The sequence below is a fragment of the Cryobacterium sp. TMT2-42-4 genome (genome assembly GCF_004402645.1).
Taxonomy (GTDB): domain Bacteria; phylum Actinomycetota; class Actinomycetes; order Actinomycetales; family Microbacteriaceae; genus Cryobacterium; species Cryobacterium sandaracinum.
Window position 1 is genome coordinate 1 of the sequence record NZ_SOFT01000045.1, and the last position, 17,721, is coordinate 17,721.

The 17,721-nt window shown below is 66.7% G+C and carries 16 protein-coding genes and 1 pseudogene; 5 read left to right on the plus strand and 12 right to left on the minus strand.

Annotated features, from left to right (window positions below):
* The coding region (locus E3O18_RS14770) for an IS3 family transposase (RefSeq protein WP_166784943.1) at positions 1-323 on the plus strand (323 nt) is incomplete at its 5' end.
* Between the two features lie 622 nt (positions 324-945).
* Here the strand turns inward: E3O18_RS14770 and E3O18_RS14775 are convergent.
* The 7 genes and pseudogenes from E3O18_RS14775 to E3O18_RS16200 all read right to left on the minus strand — a co-directional run bounded on the left by E3O18_RS14775 (position 946) and on the right by E3O18_RS16200 (position 7,624).
* Positions 946-2,160 (minus strand): annotated as a pseudogene (locus E3O18_RS14775) (IS1380 family transposase).
* Between the two features lie 270 nt (positions 2,161-2,430).
* Positions 2,431-3,363 (minus strand): carbamate kinase, encoded by a 933-nt coding sequence (arcC, locus tag E3O18_RS14780; protein WP_134418416.1) that lies wholly within the window; start codon positions 3,361-3,363, stop codon positions 2,431-2,433.
* Positions 3,363-4,364: an ornithine carbamoyltransferase gene (gene argF, locus E3O18_RS14785; protein ID WP_134396332.1), complete on the minus strand. Its 1,002-nt coding sequence runs from the start codon at positions 4,362-4,364 to the stop codon at positions 3,363-3,365. Before argF ends, arcC begins: the two co-directional genes overlap by 1 nt.
* Complete coding sequence (locus E3O18_RS14790) at positions 4,361-5,590, minus strand: arginine deiminase (RefSeq protein ID WP_134418417.1); 1,230 nt, start codon at positions 5,588-5,590, stop codon at positions 4,361-4,363. The genes argF and E3O18_RS14790 overlap by 4 nt, the downstream gene beginning before the upstream one ends.
* Before the next feature lie 33 nt (positions 5,591-5,623).
* Complete coding sequence (locus E3O18_RS14795; RefSeq protein WP_134396336.1) at positions 5,624-7,042, minus strand: amino acid permease; 1,419 nt, start codon at positions 7,040-7,042, stop codon at positions 5,624-5,626.
* A gap of 252 nt (positions 7,043-7,294) precedes the next feature.
* A complete protein-coding gene (locus E3O18_RS16195) occupies positions 7,295-7,432 on the minus strand; it encodes a hypothetical protein (protein WP_166784669.1) in 138 nt (45 codons plus the stop codon).
* Positions 7,433-7,477: 45 nt separating this feature from the next.
* On the minus strand, positions 7,478-7,624 hold the full coding sequence (locus E3O18_RS16200; RefSeq protein WP_166784670.1) for a hypothetical protein: 147 nt from the start codon (positions 7,622-7,624) through the stop codon (positions 7,478-7,480).
* Between the two features lie 138 nt (positions 7,625-7,762).
* On the opposite strand from E3O18_RS16200, the gene E3O18_RS14805 reads away from it, so the two are divergent.
* Positions 7,763-8,194: an Lrp/AsnC family transcriptional regulator gene (locus E3O18_RS14805; RefSeq protein WP_134396339.1), complete on the plus strand. Its 432-nt coding sequence runs from the start codon at positions 7,763-7,765 to the stop codon at positions 8,192-8,194.
* Positions 8,195-8,237: 43 nt separating this feature from the next.
* On the opposite strand, the gene E3O18_RS14810 is transcribed toward E3O18_RS14805, so the two are convergent.
* Positions 8,238-9,368, minus strand: a complete 1,131-nt coding sequence (locus tag E3O18_RS14810) for a DUF222 domain-containing protein (RefSeq protein ID WP_347232354.1) — start codon at positions 9,366-9,368, stop codon at positions 8,238-8,240.
* Positions 9,275-9,748, minus strand: coding sequence for a hypothetical protein (locus E3O18_RS16670; protein WP_241978210.1), 474 nt, complete (start codon positions 9,746-9,748; stop codon positions 9,275-9,277). The genes E3O18_RS14810 and E3O18_RS16670 overlap by 94 nt, the downstream gene beginning before the upstream one ends.
* A gap of 199 nt (positions 9,749-9,947) precedes the next feature.
* On the opposite strand from E3O18_RS16670, the gene E3O18_RS14815 reads away from it, so the two are divergent.
* Positions 9,948-10,229: an XRE family transcriptional regulator gene (locus E3O18_RS14815; protein ID WP_134418420.1), complete on the plus strand. Its 282-nt coding sequence runs from the start codon at positions 9,948-9,950 to the stop codon at positions 10,227-10,229.
* Positions 10,230-10,489: 260 nt separating this feature from the next.
* On the opposite strand, the gene E3O18_RS14820 is transcribed toward E3O18_RS14815, so the two are convergent.
* Genes E3O18_RS14820 through mvaD form a run of 3 tightly spaced genes read right to left on the minus strand, consistent with a single transcriptional unit; the run spans position 10,490 to position 14,942 of the window.
* Positions 10,490-12,865, minus strand: a complete 2,376-nt coding sequence (locus tag E3O18_RS14820) for a hydroxymethylglutaryl-CoA reductase, degradative (protein WP_134418422.1) — start codon at positions 12,863-12,865, stop codon at positions 10,490-10,492.
* Complete coding sequence (locus E3O18_RS14825) at positions 12,862-13,929, minus strand: hypothetical protein (protein ID WP_166784944.1); 1,068 nt, start codon at positions 13,927-13,929, stop codon at positions 12,862-12,864. The genes E3O18_RS14820 and E3O18_RS14825 overlap by 4 nt, the downstream gene beginning before the upstream one ends.
* A gap of 2 nt (positions 13,930-13,931) precedes the next feature.
* Positions 13,932-14,942 carry a diphosphomevalonate decarboxylase gene (gene mvaD, locus E3O18_RS14830; protein WP_241976613.1) on the minus strand — a complete coding sequence of 337 codons (1,011 nt, stop codon included), beginning with the start codon at positions 14,940-14,942 and terminating at the stop codon, positions 13,932-13,934.
* Positions 14,943-15,131: 189 nt separating this feature from the next.
* Here mvaD and E3O18_RS14835 point away from each other — a divergent pair, with 189 nt between their 5' ends.
* A complete protein-coding gene (locus E3O18_RS14835; protein WP_134395226.1) occupies positions 15,132-16,607 on the plus strand; it encodes a hydroxymethylglutaryl-CoA synthase family protein in 1,476 nt (491 codons plus the stop codon).
* A gap of 120 nt (positions 16,608-16,727) precedes the next feature.
* On the plus strand, positions 16,728-17,522 hold the full coding sequence (locus tag E3O18_RS14840) for an SGNH/GDSL hydrolase family protein (RefSeq protein ID WP_134395227.1): 795 nt from the start codon (positions 16,728-16,730) through the stop codon (positions 17,520-17,522).
* Positions 17,523-17,721: the final 199 nt, after the last annotated feature.

Sequence of the window (17,721 nt, forward strand, 5' to 3'; positions counted from 1 at the left end):
CCATCGACGGCACGATCCTGCACTCGGACCGAGGCTCCCAGTTCCGCTCCAACGCGTTCCTGCGGGTGCTGAAGAACAACGGCATCACCGGGTCGATGGGCCGCGTCGGCGCATGCGGTGACAACGCCGCGATGGAGTCGTTCTTCGCCCTGCTTCAGAAGAACGTCCTCGATCGGCAGCGGTGGTCAACCCGGGAGGAACTGCGCCTGGCGATGGTGGTCTGGATCGAGCGCACCTACCACCGCAAGCGCCGGCAACGCCGCCTCGGTAAGCTCACCCCGATCGAGTTTGAGACAATAAACGTGGCCCTCAAGGCCGCCTGAAACCACTAACCCTTTGAGTCAACTGAACTCGGGGCAGCCCCACCTAACTGAAGTCATTGCCATTTGGGTTGCGGAGATCGCCGTGCACGATTCGAGACGATTCCCTTAAACCTTCGTTTGGCCCCAGCGAATTCTACGTATGGGTCATTGTTCTCGCGGGAATCCTGATCGCGGTCGAGGTCGCGGTCGTGGCCGTCGACAGGGGCGACGATAGCTAGGGTTTTGGTGCAGAGCGCGCCTGTGAGTACGTTGCATTCGTCACCGTCGGCTACCTCATCAGCTGGAGCCTGGCGAAGTCAGGAAGCGAAAGGGGTCCTCGCTCAGCAGTACGGAGTGCCTATGGGCGTCGCGTTCTCACCCTTGCGCACTCATGCGCGGACGACGGATGGGCGACTGAGCGATATCGCCGGAAAAATTGTGGATAGTCGAGGCAAATTTCGATGATTCATATAACCGTTCGGATGTGGCTTGGTCACGTCCCTCTAAGCCTCGATCCACCGGTCAGCGTGGCTGAGCCGGGTCGCCGGCCTGTGAACTGAAGTTTCTGACGGTGGGCATGGCGAAGCGGCCGGCCTTGCTGCCGGTGGTGTTCCTGGTCTGCTTGCGCCGTGGGGTTGGGTGGTCAGATGGTGGCCGTTCGTGGCGGGCCGCAGGCCGCCGCAAACGGGGCTGTCCAGCCGGTTTCCCAGGGCCAGCTGACCGGGAGGTGCAGGACGTGTTTTCTGGCCGAGGTCGAGACGCGGGCCGGAATCTGAATCCGTTTGCGGCGAATCGTGCCGCTGCGCGCCTTGCCGAGGGTGCTGCCGGTGACGGTGCCGGCGGCGCGGGCGAGGTTGAATGCGATCGTGGCCAGCACCAGCCAGGCGGCGTTAGCGGTGAATTTGCCTGACTGTCGGTGTGCCAGTGCACCGTCTGTGAGGCCGGCGTTGGCCGGGCACCGTCGAACGGGTCCAGTTCCGGGATCCGCCGCACGACCACGCATCCCGTGATGCGTTCGCTGATCTTCCTCGAACTGAACGCGGTGACCGGCACTTCAGCGACTTCAGCGAAGGAAATCCAGGTGCCGGTGGCCTCGTCCCGGATCGCGTCGGTGTACTCAATCTTCGTTCAGGCATCGTCAGGAATAGTGGCGATAGCGCGATTCACGGCCGGATCCATCCGGGCGGTGATTGAGACTTTCGCGCCGGCCGCGGTCGCGGATCGCAACCGTTTCACGGTCGCGAGGACATCGCCGACGAACTTTCCCGCTCCGCGCGGAGACCCCGCCGCGCCTTTCCGGAGCCGGGCACCGATGATGACCGGCGCGGAAAACGTCGTCGAAACGATCCCGATCAACGCGTTCAGCCCGCGCCCTCCAAAGTATCCGTAGCCGGAGCCCTGTTTCTGGTAGCCGTGGACTTCTTTGATGGTGTCGTCGATATCGACCAGGGCGTAGTCATCGATCCCAGCCACGATCGGTGCGACCTGGGCGACGTTGACCAGCCACCGCGCGGCGACTGCGTCGAGCTGACGAAGGTGGCCGAAAGTGAACGCCCGCAGGAACGAGCCCAGTGTCTAGGGTGCGTAGGTTTCAACGAAGATTTTCTTCAGCCCGCCGTGGCGGAGCAGGGCCGTGTCATCGATGGAATCGGCGCCGGCGAGCATCCCCGCGACCAACGCGGTGACCTCTAACCCGGCGTTCGCCGAAGTACCCCGGCAACCTCAACCACCGGCTGGCCAGCTTGCCCAGGCCTGTGGAGGCGGCCAGCATCATCGCGGGGACGAGCCCGGCGGCCGACACGAGATTGGTGTCATCGAAGGACGCTGACAAGGCCTTGGATCTATGAAGAACTTGCAACTACGAGATGCCTCTCGTGTCAGTCGAAATGAACCCTAAGTAAGTTCTATTTTTCCTGATCTGGAAGGCATTCTCTGTTTAACGCGCCGTCAACTTCCACGCCTCACCAATGGATCGAGGCTTCCTCCTGTCATGACCTGGTTGCGAGAGAAGGTCGCGCTGCCCAACCTGTCGTTTACGCGCACCTGCCCGGACCGTTGAGTCGGCCCGGGCAGGTTTCTGTCGTCCCCGTCAGCCGCCGTGGACCGGCGTCGTGGGACTGCGGTGGGGTCAGCGGTAGGCCACGCCGTTCGCTGTCACGGAGACCCGGGTACCCGCGGTTCCGTCCAGGAGCGCCGGCAATTCTGTCAGGGATCCGATGAAGGCGTCGCGACCGGTGTTGCGGGCGAAGTCGATCGCCGCCTCAACCTTGGGTCCCATCGAGCCCGCCGGGAAGTCGAAGCCCGCGAGCGTGTCCGGGTGGACGAGCATGATGGCGCGCTGTTCTGGCGTCCCCCAGCCGGTGTAGACGGCGTCCGCGTCGGTGGCGATCACTAGGGAGTCGGCCTTGAGGTCCCGGGCCAGCACCGCGCTGGCCCGGTCCTTGTCGATCACGGCGTCGACGCCGATGAGTTTGCGGGAGCCGGGCTGGTACATGGTGGGTATGCCACCGCCGCCGGCGCAGATCACCACCGTGTCGGCCTCCACCAGCGTTTTGATCGTGCTCAGCTCGAAGATCCGCTGCGGCATGGGCGAGGGCACCACCCGACGCCAGTGGTCGCCGTCGGGTTTGACGACCCACCCCCGCAGCACCGCCAGGCGACGCGCCTCGTCGGCGTCGTACACCGGCCCGACAAACTTCGTCGGGTCCCTGAACGCCGGGTCCGCCGGGTCCACCTCGGTCATTGTCAGGATCGTCGCGATTGACTTTTCGAACGGGAGTCGGTTGCCGAGTTCTTGTTCGATCATGTACCCGATCATTCCCTCGGTCTGGGCGCCCAGGACGTCGAAAGGGTACTCGGACGTGTGGTCGTAGGCGGCCGCCTGGAGCGCGAGCAGCCCGACCTGCGGCCCGTTGCCGTGGGAGATCACCAGCTGATGCTCCCGGGCGATTGGCGCCAGCGCGGCGCACGCCTTGGCGACGTTGGCACGCTGGTTTTGCACCGTCATCGGGGCGCCGCGCTCCTGGAGCGCGTTGCCGCCGAGAGCGACCACGATGCGCATCAGGACCCCAGGGTGGCGACCATGATCGCCTTGATCGAGTGCATCCGGTTCTCGGCCTGAGCGAACACGATGGAGCTGGACGACTCGAACACCTCGTCCGTGACCTCAAGCTCGCCGAGGCCGGTCTGCTTGAACAATTGTTCCCCGACGGCCGTGTTCCGGTCGTGGAACGCCGGCAGGCAGTGCATGAACTTGACGTCGGGGTTGCTGGTCTTAGCCAAGACGTCCACGGTGACCTGGTAGGGAAGCAGGGCGGCGATGCGTTCGTCCCAAGTTTCCTTGGGCTCGCCCATGGAGACCCAGATGTCGGTGTAGATGAAGTCGACCCCGGCCACGCCCTCGGCGACGTCCTCAGTGTGGGTCAGCCGCGCGCCCGTGCTCTCGGCGATCGTCTGGGCGGCCGCGATCACACCGTCGGTGTTCCACAGAGGGCGGGGGGCCACGATGCGTACGTCCATGCCCATCAGCGCCCCTGCCACCAGCAGCGAGTTCGCGACGTTGTTGTGCGCGTCTCCGAGGTAAGCGAAGGCGATCTCGTGGTCGTTCTTGGTGGAGTGCTCGCGCATCGTGAGCATGTCGCACAGCGCCTGGGTGGGATGCCACTCGTCCGTCAACCCGTTCCACACCGGCACACCCGACGACGCGGCCAGTGTCTCGACGTTGGTCTGCGCCGAGCCGCGATACTCGATGGCGTCGAACATCCCGCCCAGCACCCGCGCGGTGTCCTTAACGGACTCCTTGTGCCCCATCTGTGACCCGCTCGGATCGAGGTAGGTCACGTGGGCGCCCTGGTCGTGCGCGGCGACCTCCATGGCGCAGCGGGTCCGGGTGGAGGTCTTCTCGAAGATGAGGGCGATGTTCTTCCCGGTTAGCCGCGGCAGCTCAGTGCCGGCGTATTTGGCTGCCTTGAGGTCCGCGGCCAGCCCGAGGAGGAACTTCCACTCCTTCGGGGTGAAGTCGACTTCCTTAAGGAAACTCCGGTTGTGCAGGTTAAAGCTCACAGGATCACCGCATCTCTTTCGATTGGGCAGGACAGACATCGCGGACCGCCGCGGCCGCGGCCGAGCTCGGATCCCACGACGGGTACGACTTCGATGCCCTCGTCGGCGAGGTATCGATTGGCGGTAGTGTTCCGCTCATAACCCAGCACGACGCCGGGGGAAACGGCGAGGAAGTTGTTCCCATCGTTCCACTGCTCTCGCTGCGCACCCGCGCGATCGATTGGGGTGCGCAGGACCCGAACCTTGTCGACGCCGAGGGCCTCGGCCACGAGAGGAAACAGGTCCGTGTGCTCCGTAATGTCGTAGTCGCCGGCGGACCCCACTGGGGTGAGCACGAACGCGCGCAGCGTTTCGGGCAGGTACGGATACAGGGAGAACGCGTCGCTGTCGACCATTGTCATGGCGGTGTCCAGGTGCATGAACGCCCGCTCCTTCGGAAGCTCGACGACGATCACCTGGCGGACATGGCCGCCCTGGAAGAGCAGTCGTGCCAGTGTCTCGACACCCTGGGGCGAGGTCCGCTCGCCCATCCCGATCATCAGCACCCCATTGCCGATCACGAGCACGTCGCCGCCCTCGACGGTAGCGGGCTCGTGGGGCAGGGAATCGTCGCCGTAGACGATCTCCAGCCCGGCGTCGCGGAACATCGGGTGGAACTTGTAGATCAGGCGGGAGTTGATGGTCTCGCGTTTGCGGGCCTGCTTGGCCATCGGGTTGATGCTCAGGGCGCCGTAGATCCAGGCCGAGTTATCGCGCTGGAACAGGTGGTTCGGCAGGGGCCGCAGCAGGAAGTCGTCGATGCCGAGGGACTCCATCAGAAGGCTGGGCGTGTGCAGCATCGGCATGACGTCACTCTTGAGCACGCCCCCGATCAGGAGCTCGGAAAGGACCTCCGACGACGTTTGGTCGACGATCCGCTCCAGCGGCTTATCCAGCGCGGGCCCGAACCGGATGGCCGTGGTCAGACACTTCTGCAGGAACTCCCGGGCACCCGGCGCGTCCAGCGCCGCGGCGAGCAGTTCGCGGAAGTAGTGCACCGTCACGTTGCGCTCTCTGAGCTGGCCGACGAACGCGTCGTGCTCTTCCCTAGCCCGATCGGCCCACATGACGTCGTCGAAGAGCAGGTCCTCGACGTTGTCCGGGGTCAACCGGCTGAGCTCGAGACCCGGCCGGTGGACGATCACCTGGCGCAGCACTCCTACCTCGGATTCAACACGAAATGGCATGGCTATTCCTTACTGTATTGATGGTGTAAATGCTCAGCGGTACTCGGGCACGGGGGCCGGCTTAGTCATCCGGTGCCGCTGCGCAAGGTAGACCGGGATCCCGACGACGAACGCGCCGCCGGCCATCAGGAACGGGCCCCAGACGACGTACCACAAGTCGCTGGTGTTCCTGGAGTAGTAGATGAAGGCGACCGAGAAGATCAGCGCCACGACCGCCACCGACACGTCGAACGCGAACCTCGACGTGTGGACTGGGTGGCTGTCCCGCCAACGCCACTTGATCTGGACCAAGGCGGAGAATGCGTAGGGCACGGCCGCCGTGATCCCGGTCATCAGGACCAGGGTGGTGAACACCGTTGAGCCGCTGGTTCCCAGATAGCTGATCACAACGGCGACCGACGCCAGCCCGGTGGACGCGATGATCCCGAAGGCCGGAACCCGGCGCCGCGACAGGCTCCCGAACCGCGCCGGGAACAGCCCGTCCTTCGCGGCAGCCAATGGCATCTCCGCGCAGATCATTGTCCAGCCGTTTAGTGCGCCGATACCGGAGACGATGACGGCCAACGCAACCAAGTCCCCGGCCCAGGAACCGCCGCCGACGATCGAGTTGGCCGCGACGGAGTAGGACGCTTTGTTCACGTCCATAGCCAACTGCGAGGCGGGCACGATGCCGAACACGGCAACCATCGACAGCAGGTAGACGATGGCGCTAGCGAGCGTGCCGTAGATGGTCGCCTTCGGGACATTTCGTTCGGGATCGCGGACCTTCGCTGCGGCAACGGCTGCGGTCTCGACGCCCAAATAGCTGAACAGTGCGATCGCCATCGCTCCACCGATCGCCGACAGGCTGCTGTCACCGCTGAGGTTCCACGGCGTGAAGTTCCCCGCCTTGATGAAGAACAACCCGACGGTCGACATGATGGCCAGCGGGATGAACTTCAGCACCGTCGTCCAGACTTGGACCGAACCCATCGCGCGCACGCCAGTCAGGTTGATCACGGCCGGGATCCACAACCCGACGAGGGCGATCAGGATGGACCAGCCGACCGCGCCGTCCTTGTTTAGGAAGTGCTCGACGTAGTACACCCAGCCGACGACGATCGCCGCGTTGCCCGCCCATGCCGTGATCCAGTAGGACCAGGCGTTAACGAACCCGGCCGCGTTGCCGAACCCTGAGCGTGCATAGGCATACGGTCCGCCAGCAGCCGGCAGGCGTCGCGACATCACCGCGAACATCAGCGCAAGCGCGACCGCCCCGACGGTGGCGAGGCCCATGGCGACCAGGCTGATCGGGCCATACGACGCTAATGCGTAGGGCAGCGAGAAGATGCCGACACCGATGATACTGCCCATAATCAGTGCAGTCGACTGAGGCAGGGACAGGGCGCGCTCGGTTGTGCGCCCCTCGGGCTCGGTCGGGACAGACCCGACCTCGGACCTTGGTTGGACCATGATGACCTCCGGCGTTGATACGGATATTGGACATCCGATCGTCAGGTCGAAAGGTTTCCGGGCTTAGCGGCCGAGGGAACTAAGTGGCGAGTTCACGGATGTTCTTGAAACGGATGTTGTTGAAATCTGCCGTGCATTTCGGTGGAGCGTGTCAGAAACCGACGCAGGGCAATGCCTGATCAGGTTTTGAGAGACGCAGTGGTTGAACTTAACAATGACGGCACGCCGATCATCGCCCCAAAGAGCCGGCGCTTACGGCCGAGCAGAAATCGAGACGATAACGTCAGCGACCAGACCGAAAAGGTTCTTGGGATCGAAGGGACCGGCGATCAGATCGAGTTCGACGAAGAATGAGGCGCCGGGGACCGAATCGCGCAGGTAGCGCAGCACCGACAAGTCCTCGATGGCAAAATCGACCGAGTCGAAGATGGCGATCTAGTCGTAGTGCGTGCGCCCCGCCGCCTGGGCCTTATCAGTAGTGGAGGTCGTGATGATGTCGGCGCCCGCCACCGCGTCCCGCACGCTCGCTACCACGACGATGTCGAAGCCGAACGGCCGGGCGGTGATGTTTTTTACGTTCATGAAACGCACCACGACAACTTTCTTTTTGTTTTCTGTAATCAGCCTATGACCGAGCAATGTGCACGCGTAACGAGCAGAACGAGCCAATATGTTCCATAAATCTTTCAAGATGATTCTCCTGGCTGTACAGTGTGAATCATGCATACGCTCGATGACCTCGATCGCCGCCTAATCGGCGCGCTGCGGGCGGACGGGCGAACCCCCGTCACCACGCTCGCCCATGACCTCGGAGTCACGAGGGCAACGGTGAACATCCGGCTGCAGCGGCTGCTGGACTCGGGCACCGTCCTCGGATTCTCCGTCCGGGTTCGCGAAGAGCGGGATCCCGACTCGATCCGGGCGATCGCGCTCATCGAGGTCGAGGGCCGCTCAACAGATCGGGCGATCAGCCAACTTCGCGGCTTTCCCGAAGTCCGGGCGCTACACACCACGAACGGCGGCTGGGACCTGGTGGCCGAGATCCGGACCGACACGCTGAGCAACTTCGACCGGCTACTCGGCCAGATTCGCTCCGTCGATGGCGTCGTTAACAGCGAGACGAGTCTGCTGCTCAGTTCGACGCTGTCCTAAGCCTCATTCCACCGACCGGCTGAGGTCGGGAGTCGTTTCTGATTTAAGTTGCGGCGGCGTGCTGGGGCGTGGTTGTGCGCTGAGCCTCGCTATGCCGTCTACCCAGTTGGACAGAAAGGCCCCCGAGAGATTGGGGACCTTTTGTCGTTCCGGTGGTTTCAGCCCCGGTGGTCGAGCCCGTCGAGACCAACCGCTCCAGCGCTGCCCGCTTGCTCGGCAGTGCGATCAGCGTCTGCTTCGGGTCGACCTCGACCGGTGGCCTAAGCCAGTACTGCGTTCCGGTGCGGCTGATCGTCCAGTGCTGGTTGTGCAGCAGCAGGTGGTGGGGATGGCAGAGGAGTACCCCGTCGGCAAGGTCCGTACATCCGTTGTTTTTGAGCCACTCGTTGATGTGATGGGCTTCGCTCCAGGCCGGTGACCGGTCGCAGTCGATCCAGAGGCATCCGCCGTCACGTACTCCCATTGCGGCCCACTGTGCCTCGGTGAAGAGCCGTTCGTCACGGCCGACGTCGATGATCTGGCCGTCCGCGTCGAACTTGATGCCGCGGGTGCCGGTGTCGCAGAGGAGTCGGTCGATGGTCTCCTGCGAGATGGGGACCGGGTTGCCCTCGATCTGCCCGTGAGCGGCGGGTTCGGCGGCACCCGGCTCGCCGGTCTCGGCCGTGAGCGCCTTTTCGGTCACGATCACCCGCACCGAGGGTCGGCGGCCGCCGAAGTCCCGGCCGGGGTCGGCCTCGCCGGCGATCTTCAGCAGCTGCACGAGGGAGTCTGCGTTGATCTGTTCGGTCGTGCGGGGGTCGTCTTGCATCTTCTGTGCCCAGGCGGCCCGCTCTGCGTCCACGAACCGTACCCCGCCGCGGCGGGGGCCGGTGATGGAGTCGAAGGTGGAGAGCACGAACTCGCCGTCTTCGGGGGCGAAGAGCCCGTTCAGGCGCACGTCGCCATTGGCGAGCCGGTAGACCCGCAGGTAGCGGTCGTCGTGGGCTTGCTTCTCGTGGGCTTGCTTCTCGCGGGCGGCGATGCCCGCCTCGTCGAGCCAGTCGCGCATCCGGCGGGCCCGTTTGAAGACCTCGTCGGCATTCAACGCTGGCGCCTCGGTGAGGAGCGTCTCGAGTGCCGCCGCGAGCTTCTCCGCGGTGACCGCCGCGTCGATCTGGCCGAGCCCGGCCCGGATCGACTCGGCCGCGTCGACGGAGAGGGTGCCGGCGGTACCAGCCTGTCGGCCGCCTCGGCATCGGCCATCATCGTGCCGACCGCGACCAGCTTGTACGCGTCGCCCTTCGACGAGCCGGTCGAGTTCTGGATCAGGGCCTCCGGGGAGAGATACCCCTGCCGCGCCGCCAAACCCGAGTGCCCGAACTCCGGCCGGGAACGCTCGGCGATGGTCGCCGCCATCCAGGCGGCATAGGTCTCAACGAGACGACGGATCGCAACGATTCGCATCTGACCGGCCAACACCTCGGCATCAGGCAGGGCCGAAAGGTCGGCACTCGAGGAACCCAGCCGGGCCACGGCATCGGCCGCCTGCCTGAGGTCATCCGCGAGATTGATCATGTTACGGGGATACCTCATTGCGAACACAGAGTTGAGAGTCAGTCAGTATTTGGCGACTCGATACCGTGTTAACATCGAAGACTTGTTCACAAATTCAGGGAGCGCCTCACCGGGTCTCGACCCGCCCGACCACCGTGGATTTGACTGACGAGTTGGGGTGGGCGATCCGAGGGGGACATCCGTCGTCTACGCTCGGGCTATGTCCAGACCGGCGCGACCTGCTCCCCGTGACCTCGTGGTGGGGTGGCCCGACGTGCCGTTGGCGGGCGTCGTCGGCGAAGTGGCCCGTCGGTTCGCGGTGAACGTGCAGGCCGCAATCGGCGAGCGGAGCGTGCGCGCCGTGGCGTGCGATGCCGGGCTCGATCACACGACACTGCTCTCGGTGCTGCACGGGCGGTCCTGGCCGGACCTGGCGACCGTGGCCCGTCTGGAAAACGGTTTGGGTGTCGACCTGTGGCCGGGGCGCGTCGGCCCGCCGTAGGGCCGCCGATTGAGACCTGCGCCGCGAGGCGGGCAGGGCGGCCGACAGACGTCGAAGATACGTCTATCCACAGCCTTGTGGACAACCCTGTGGACAGCAGGGTGAAATGTGGCTGTCGCCCGCATAATCACTGAAATGCCCGGTGTGGATAACTACGCAGGAAACCTGTGGACGACTGCCATGATTTCCGTCTATCGCTAACCGGAATGATCAGATGCCCAGCGCCGAATACCTCGAATACAGGTTCGGAATTCGGGTGCTCAGCGAATCTCGGTGAGGTAGGTCGTGTAGCCGGCGCTGCGCATTGCGGTGATGATCGGGCCGGTGCCGCCGGGTTCGGCGATAGCGATCATGGCGCCGCCGCCCCCGCCACCGGTCAGCTTCGCTCCGAGGGCGCCGGCGCGGCGAGCGATCGCCACGAGTGACTCGATCTCCGGGCTCGACACCTGTAGCGCGTTGAGCAGTCCCTGATTGATGTTCATCAGTTCGCCGAGCTCGGCGATGTCGCCGCGGCGGAGCGCGTCGACCCCGGCCAACACCAGCCCGTCGATCTGGCTGAAGATCGCGTCGTAGCGCGCGGGGTTGCGCTGCCAGGCGCCGCGCACGAGGCCCACGGTCTGCTTCGTCAGCGACTCCACCCCGGACAGCCCGATGACGATGGGGATCGGGTGGGGAGTGAAGATGTCGCGGATCGTGTGACCGCCCGGGGCATTCGATCTCTGGAAAAGGACCGACCGGCCGAAGGTGGCGACGGTGTTGTCGATGCCCGACGGGGTGCCATGCACGATCTGTTCGCACTCGAAGGCGAGGCTCGAGACCTCGGCGTCGCTGATCGTGAGCTGGAAGCTGTCGGCGACGGCGCGGATCAATGCCACCGCGAACGCGGCGGAGGCACCCAGGCCGCTGGCGCGCGGCAGGTGCGAGAACACGTCGACCCGCAGGCCGGCGTCGGACACGCCGAGCCGGGTGGCGATCAGCGCCGCCACCCGGTGCGAGAGGTCTGCTCGGATCGGTTCGCGCACCGAGCCGTCGACGTCCCAGTCGGCGATGACCGGTTCGCGCAGCGACGCCTGGCGGGTGACCTGCGCGCGCACCGACAGACCGATCGGCGCAGCGATCGCGTGGTAGCCGTAGACGACGGAATGCTCGCCCATCAGGATGATTTTGCCGTAGCCGAGGTGGGCATCCGGGCCGGGGACTCCGGGGGTGAGGGCAATGGCGCACGTGGCGGAAGCGCCGGGCGTAAGGGCGGCCGTGGGTGCCGGGTGAGCCGCGGGCAAGGCGACGGAGGCGGCGGCGCCGTACCCGGCATCCGGGGCGGCCGGTTCGATGGCCCGGTCGCCGTCGCCGTTCTCTTCGAGGGTCTGCATAATCTGGCGCGCCTTCCACACCTTGATCTCGCCGTCGGCGATGAGCGTCTCGACGACCTCGTCGAACCGGGCTCCACTGGCGCCCGCGGCAGCCGCCACGGCCCGCGCGTGCAGGCGCATGTGTCCGTGCTGGATGCCGTTGGTCGACAGGGCCTTGAGGGCGGCCAGATTTTGGGCCAGCCCCACGGCGGCCATCACGTCGGCCAGCTCGGCCGCTGAAGACACCCCGAGGATCGTGTGGGCAAGCCGTACGGCCGGGTTCGACTCCACCTGGCCGCCGACCGTGCCGACCTTCAACGGGATGGTCAGTTCGCCCACGAGATCGCCGGCGTCGTTCACGCTCCAGGTGGTGAGCGGGCCGTAACCGTCGCCGCGGCCGGCGTAGGCGTGGGCCGCCGCCTCGATCGCCCGCCAGTCGTTGCCGGTGGCAAGGGCGACGGCGTCGATGCCATTCATGATGCCCTTGTTGTGCGTGGTGGCCCGGTAGGGATCCATGGCCGCGAACTCGTTCGCGAGCACGATACCGTCGCGCACGCGTTCGCCGGGGAAGTCGGCGGTCTCGAGGAGCGCGTGCGGGAGCACGGCACGGGCGCGCACCAGGGCCCGGTCGGTCAGGTTGGAAAGGATGCGCAGGAACACGCGGCCGCCGCTGATCTCCTCGACCAGTGGGGCGAGCCGTTCGCACATCGAGTTGACGAGATTGGCGCCCATCGCATCGCGGGTGTCGACCAGCAGGTGCACGACGAGCAGTTCGCCGTTCTGCGCCGTCGCACCGCGCAGGAAGACCTCGATGCCGCGGGCGCCGCCGCCGCGCGCCACCATGTTCGGATGCCCGCTGTCGGCCAGCGCCACGAGCTCGTCGCCGCGCGCGAGCAGGTCAGCCCGGGCGCGCTCGGGGTCGATAAGGTCGACGACCTGGATCTGGCCGATCAGCAGCGGCTCGTCGGCGACGCTCGTGAACCCGCCGGCCTGGCGCACCAGCCGGGCCGTGGAGCTGACCGCGGCGACGATGGAGGGCTCTTCGACCACCATCGGCACCAGGTGGTCCCGGCCGTTGATCTGGAAGTTCAGGCCGAGTCCCATCGGCATTGAGAAGACGCCGATCACGTTCTCGATCAACCGGTCGGCGGCCGCCACGTCGAGGGCGGACGTTCCGTCCGCGAGGTGCGCGGCGGCATCCGTCGACAGGACACCGCGTTGCCGGAGGAGCGCGATGCGTTCACTGACCGACAACTGGTAGAAGCGGGGGATGCGGGACCGGCTCATGACGCGGTGCCTCCCTGTAGGCCGGCGGCGAAGAAGCCGAGCGGGACGATGGCGGCCCCGGCCCGGGCAAGTGCCCCGGCGAGTCGCTCGGTGGGTTCTCCAGCGTAGCTAAAGGCCAGACCGACGTCTCCGCCGCCGGCCCCGCTGGTCTTGAAGACGCCGCCCGTGCGCCGGGCGAGGGCGTGCAGTTCACGGTGTCGCTCGCTCACGATGCCGGCCTGGGCATGCGCGTCGAGTTGGCTGAGCGCCGCGAAGTAGTCGGAGGCGAGGCGCAGGAAATCGGCCGGGCTGGCCAGCGCCGCCTCGGCCTGTCCGGCGAGGTGTTTCAGCCGGTCGAGGTCGGCCCGGTGCCGGGCGGGGTTCTCGGCGGCGTAGTCGGCCACCCGGCCCACCAGGCGGGTGGTCAGCGTACCCTCGCCGGTGACGACGGCCGAGATACAGAGCTCCTCCGGCCAGCGCAGAGGCACCACTGCGGCACCCGGGGCATAGCGGATCAACCCGCCGTGCACGCTCGCGGCCACGTCTCCGCCGCTGCCGGCGCCGTTCTGCGCGCTGCGGTGGGCGGCGTAAGCCAGGCGGAACAGCTCGTTTCGGTCGAGCGTCAGGCCGAGGGCGCGGGCCAGCGCGACGGTCAGGCCGGTGGCGGTGGCGGCGCTGGAACCGAGGCCGAGCTTGTGGCCGCCCCGAGACAGCGCGCTGCTGTCAATGCTGATGGCGAGCGGGGTCTGCCGCTGCGGCAGCGCCTGCGCCTGCAGCGCAGCGGCCTGCACGGCGACGCGCACCTGGTCGAAGACGCGGAGGTGGTCGCGCTGCTGGTCGGTGAGGCCGGCCGGGAGGGCGCCATCCGTTCCCAACACCAGGTTTCGGATGCCCAAATTGGACGCGCTGACCTGCCAGGAGCCCGTGGGTGACTCGTCGACCGTCACCTCCACGCGTCGGTCGACGGCGGCGAGCAGAGCCGGTGCGCCCTCGAGCACGGCGTACTCGCCCAGCAGGAAGAGCTTGCCGGGCGCGGACGCCCGGATCGTCGGCTTCGGCGGAGGCGTCGGCAGAGTCGTCCCCATGGTCATTCCAGCCGGCAGGCGGCCGGGCCGAGCGCGCTGATGCGCGCCTCGAGCACCCCGGGCACGAGCACCATCGCCCGTTGAACCGCGGCGGCGTCGCCAGGCAGGCAGAGCACCTTGACTTGCGGCCCGGCGTCGATGGTGAAGTAGGCCGGCACGCCCTCGGCGCGAAGACCCGCCACGGCGTGCATCGCGGCGACGGTCGCGGCGTTCCAATAGATCAGTGCGGGTCGGGTCGTGAGCATGAGGGCGTGCAGTTTGAGGCAGTTGTACTCGGAGAGCTCCCCAAGCCGGGCGAAATCGCGGTCACGGATGGCGGAGCGCATCTCGGTGAGGTCGTCGTCGGCCGAGTCGAGCCAGGCCTGGTAAAACGGCGAGGAGGCCTTGCTCTCGTTCATGCCGATAGTGGAATTTATCGATTTCTCGCCGTGCTCGGTGATCGCCACGACGACCGCGAGCGGCCAGCCCGCCCGGTCGAGCAGCTCCTCCGCGTAGGCGTCCGATCCGTCGGCGGCGGTGCCGGCGTGCATCTCGGCGAAGCCACCGAAAATCGAGCGGGCGGCCGAGCCCGAGCCGTGCCGGGCCAGGATCGACAGCTGCCAGTCGGCCAGGGTGAGGCCGGCGGCACCGGACGCGGCAACCGCGAGGGCGGCGAAGCCGGATGCCGACGAGGCGAGGCCGGCCCCGGTCGGAAAGTTGTTCGTCGACGTCACGATGGCGTTCAGCCCGGCGGCGGACAGACCCATGCTGGCGGCATGCCCGCGCACCAGGTCGAGAACGCGACTGATGCGCGTGGCCGGGAGGCGGCATCCGGCCAGCCAGAGTTCATCGGCGGCCAGACCGGGCGTGAAGGTGACGCGGGTGTCGGTATAGAGCGCGTCGAGCGTGACCGAGATGGAGCCGACCGCGGGCGTGTTCAGGGCGGCGTCGCGCTTGCCCCAGTATTTGACGAGGGCGATGTTGCTGTGCGCGCGGGCCACGGCGGTGGCGCCACCGTCGATGGGTTGGTCCACAGTGGTGCTCCGATCGGGTTCATTCGATTTTAGTCGCTTCCCGGGGCGCCGCACCGCCGTGATCGGGTCGGTTCCGCCTGACGATCTGCTCCTGGTCACCACTTTCACCGACCGATCCGTTGATAATGGAGGGGTGCGTTTGAGACCCGGTGTGGGTGAACAACCACACCAAACCTGAAGAGGGAACCGTTGACGCCTGGAATTAGTGGATTCTCCCTGTTCGTTCCGCCCTACCGGGTGCAGCTCGAAGCCTGGTGCGACTGGAACGACCAGCCGTGGGGGAAGGTCCGGAACGTCGTTGGACGCAGCTTCCGCATGCGCGGCCCGGGCCAGAGCGTCTACACGCTCGCGGCGAACGCGGTGTGGCGTTTGATCCGCGATTACGACATCGACCCCGGTCAGGTCGGCCTCCTGGCCCTCGGCACCGAATCCAGCAGCGACAACTCGGCCGGTGCGGTCATCGTCAAGGGCATGGTCAACGACGCCCTCACCGCGCATGGCATGCCGCCGCTCGCGCGCGACTGCGAGGTACCCGAGTTCAAGCAGGCCTGCCTCGCCGGCGTCTACGGCATCAAGGCCGCCCTGCGCTACCTGGCGACGGATGGCGTGGGCCGCCAGGCCATCGTCGTCTCCGCCGACATCGCCGAATACGCTCGGGGCGGCAGCGGCGAGCCCACCCAAGGTGCCGGCGCCGTCGCTGTGCTCCTGGAAAGCGAGGCCCGACTGCTGGAAGTAAATCTGGCCGGGTCCGGCAGCGACTCCGACTACCGGGTGGCGGACTTCCGCAAGCCGTTCGCGCGCTTCCGCGGGCAGCCGCCCCGCGACGACGGGCAGATGCAGGACCTGCCCGTGTTCAACGGCCGGTACTCGACCAGCTGCTACATCGACGCCACCCACCACGCGATGACGGCCATGCTGGGAAAGCGCCCCGGCAATTCCCTCGATTACTTCAACGAGGTCGACCGGGTGTTCATGCACCGCCCGTACCACCAGATGCCGGCGACCGGCTGGGTGATGGCCTACCTGTTCACGCTCGCGGCCGACGAGGAATCGGGCCGCGACCAGCTGCGCGCGCACTGCGCGGATGCCGGGATCGACGCCGACCTCCTGCTCGCCGAGATGTGCGCACCGTCGCCGTTCCACGGAAACGGGGCCGACATCGGCGAGATCATCGGTGACGTCTTCCCGCTGTCCCGCCGTCTGCGCCAGCACCTGCGCAGCACCGAAGTCTGGAACGTCCTGGTCAGCGAGAAGCTCGGCCTCGGCTCGGACGCCATGCGCGACCTGGGCAACCTCTACACGGCCGCCCTGCCGGCGTGGCTCGCATCCGGTCTGCAGCATGCACTGACGGAGGGCCTCGAGCTCGCCGGCCAGGAGTGGCTGGCGCTCGGCTACGGCAGCGGCGACGCCGCCGAGGCTCTCCCGATGCGGGTCGCCGCGGGTTGGCAGGCCGCCGCCGCACGCATCAACTTCGAGACCGCCCTGCACGGCCCGGTCGACCTGACCGAGGCGCAGTACATCGCGCTGCACGAGGGGCGCCCCGGTGACCTCGTGCCGGCCCCGGCCGAGGACCAGTTCGTCGTCGACCACCTCGGCACCGCGAACGGCCCCGACTTCTACGACCAGGGCATCGAGTATTACCGCTACGTGCCCCCCACCGCCTGACGTTCTCGCCGCGTGACGCGCGATTCAATCTTCTGAGCGCCAGGCCGCTTTCCGGGAGTCGCTGAGGTCGTGCCGAAATCAACCCTGCACCTGGAGCGCAGATCCGAGTAAAGTCGGGCCATGAAACCCCGAATCCGACTCCTGTCCAGCGTCCTCGCCGCCGTCCTCGCCGCCTCGGGCGTGCTTGCCGCCGGTGCCCTACCGGCTTCCGCCGCAGTCACGGCCCCGGTCAACAAGTACGTCGCCCTGGGCGACTCCTACGCGGCCGGGCAGGGCGGCGGTGACTACGTGGACAGCTGCCTGCAGAGCCCGAACGGTTACCCCGCCCTTCTGGACGCGGTGAAGGGCACAAACCTGCTGCGCAACGTCAGCTGCAGCCTGGCCACCACCGGGACTGTGACCACCACGCAGCTGTCGTCCCTGAACCGGGGGACCACCCTGGTGACCCTGACCGTGGGCGGCAACGATCTGAATGTGGCCGGCGTGGCGGCGGCGTGCGCCTCCGCGGATCAGGTCGCGTGCGGGAACGCCATCTCCACCGCCGGCGCCCTGATCTATTCCGGCGAGCTTGCAGCCCGACTGGCCGACACCTACGCACGAGTCGCGGCGGCCGCCCCGAATGCCCACGTGGTCGTCACCGGCTACCCGCTGCTCTTCGCCCCCTCGGCCAACCCGCTGATCGCCCAGCTCAACGGGGCAACCATGCTGCTGAACCAGACCATCCAGGGCGTCGTAGCCCAGGCCCAGGCAATCCGACCGAACTCCAGCATCGAATACGTCGACGTGTCCGCGGCTTTCGCTGGCCACGGCATCGGTGACGTCGACTCGTGGGTCTACTTCGCCGGTCCGGATGCCTTCCACCCGACCCCCGCCGGCTACCAGGCCTACGCGGCGGCCATCCAGGCGGCGCTGTAACGCGGTAGCAGTCCCGGTTCCCGGCTCACCGGGCCTGCCGACGCCGCCAACGGATTCGACGGACATTTTGACGAAAAACGACCTAGTTCATGTGAAATGTGGTCACTATCGCACAATCTCCGTCAAATTGGTTTGGGCCAGGGCGACGGGCGAGGGGCCAGGGCCGGGGCCAGGCGAGAAACGGGGGAGGGCCCCCGGC

What these genes read in the sequence shown, in the direction of transcription:
- arcC (WP_134418416.1), bottom strand. Translation starts at nt 3,363, where the DNA reads ATGCGCATCGTGGTCGCTCTCGGCGGCAACGCGCTCCAGGAGCGCGGC.
- E3O18_RS14790 (WP_134418417.1), bottom strand. Translation starts at nt 5,590, where the DNA reads ATGCCATTTCGTGTTGAATCCGAGGTAGGAGTGCTGCGCCAGGTGATC.
- E3O18_RS14795 (WP_134396336.1), bottom strand. Translation starts at nt 7,042, where the DNA reads ATGGTCCAACCAAGGTCCGAGGTCGGGTCTGTCCCGACCGAGCCCGAG.
- E3O18_RS16200 (WP_166784670.1), bottom strand. Translation starts at nt 7,624, where the DNA reads ATGAACGTAAAAAACATCACCGCCCGGCCGTTCGGCTTCGACATCGTC.
- E3O18_RS14805 (WP_134396339.1), top strand. Translation starts at nt 7,763, where the DNA reads ATGCATACGCTCGATGACCTCGATCGCCGCCTAATCGGCGCGCTGCGG.
- E3O18_RS16670 (WP_241978210.1), bottom strand. Translation starts at nt 9,748, where the DNA reads ATGATCAATCTCGCGGATGACCTCAGGCAGGCGGCCGATGCCGTGGCC.
- E3O18_RS14815 (WP_134418420.1), top strand. Translation starts at nt 9,948, where the DNA reads ATGTCCAGACCGGCGCGACCTGCTCCCCGTGACCTCGTGGTGGGGTGG.
- E3O18_RS14820 (WP_134418422.1), bottom strand. Translation starts at nt 12,865, where the DNA reads ATGAGCCGGTCCCGCATCCCCCGCTTCTACCAGTTGTCGGTCAGTGAA.
- E3O18_RS14825 (WP_166784944.1), bottom strand. Translation starts at nt 13,929, where the DNA reads ATGGGGACGACTCTGCCGACGCCTCCGCCGAAGCCGACGATCCGGGCG.
- E3O18_RS14840 (WP_134395227.1), top strand. Translation starts at nt 16,728, where the DNA reads ATGAAACCCCGAATCCGACTCCTGTCCAGCGTCCTCGCCGCCGTCCTC.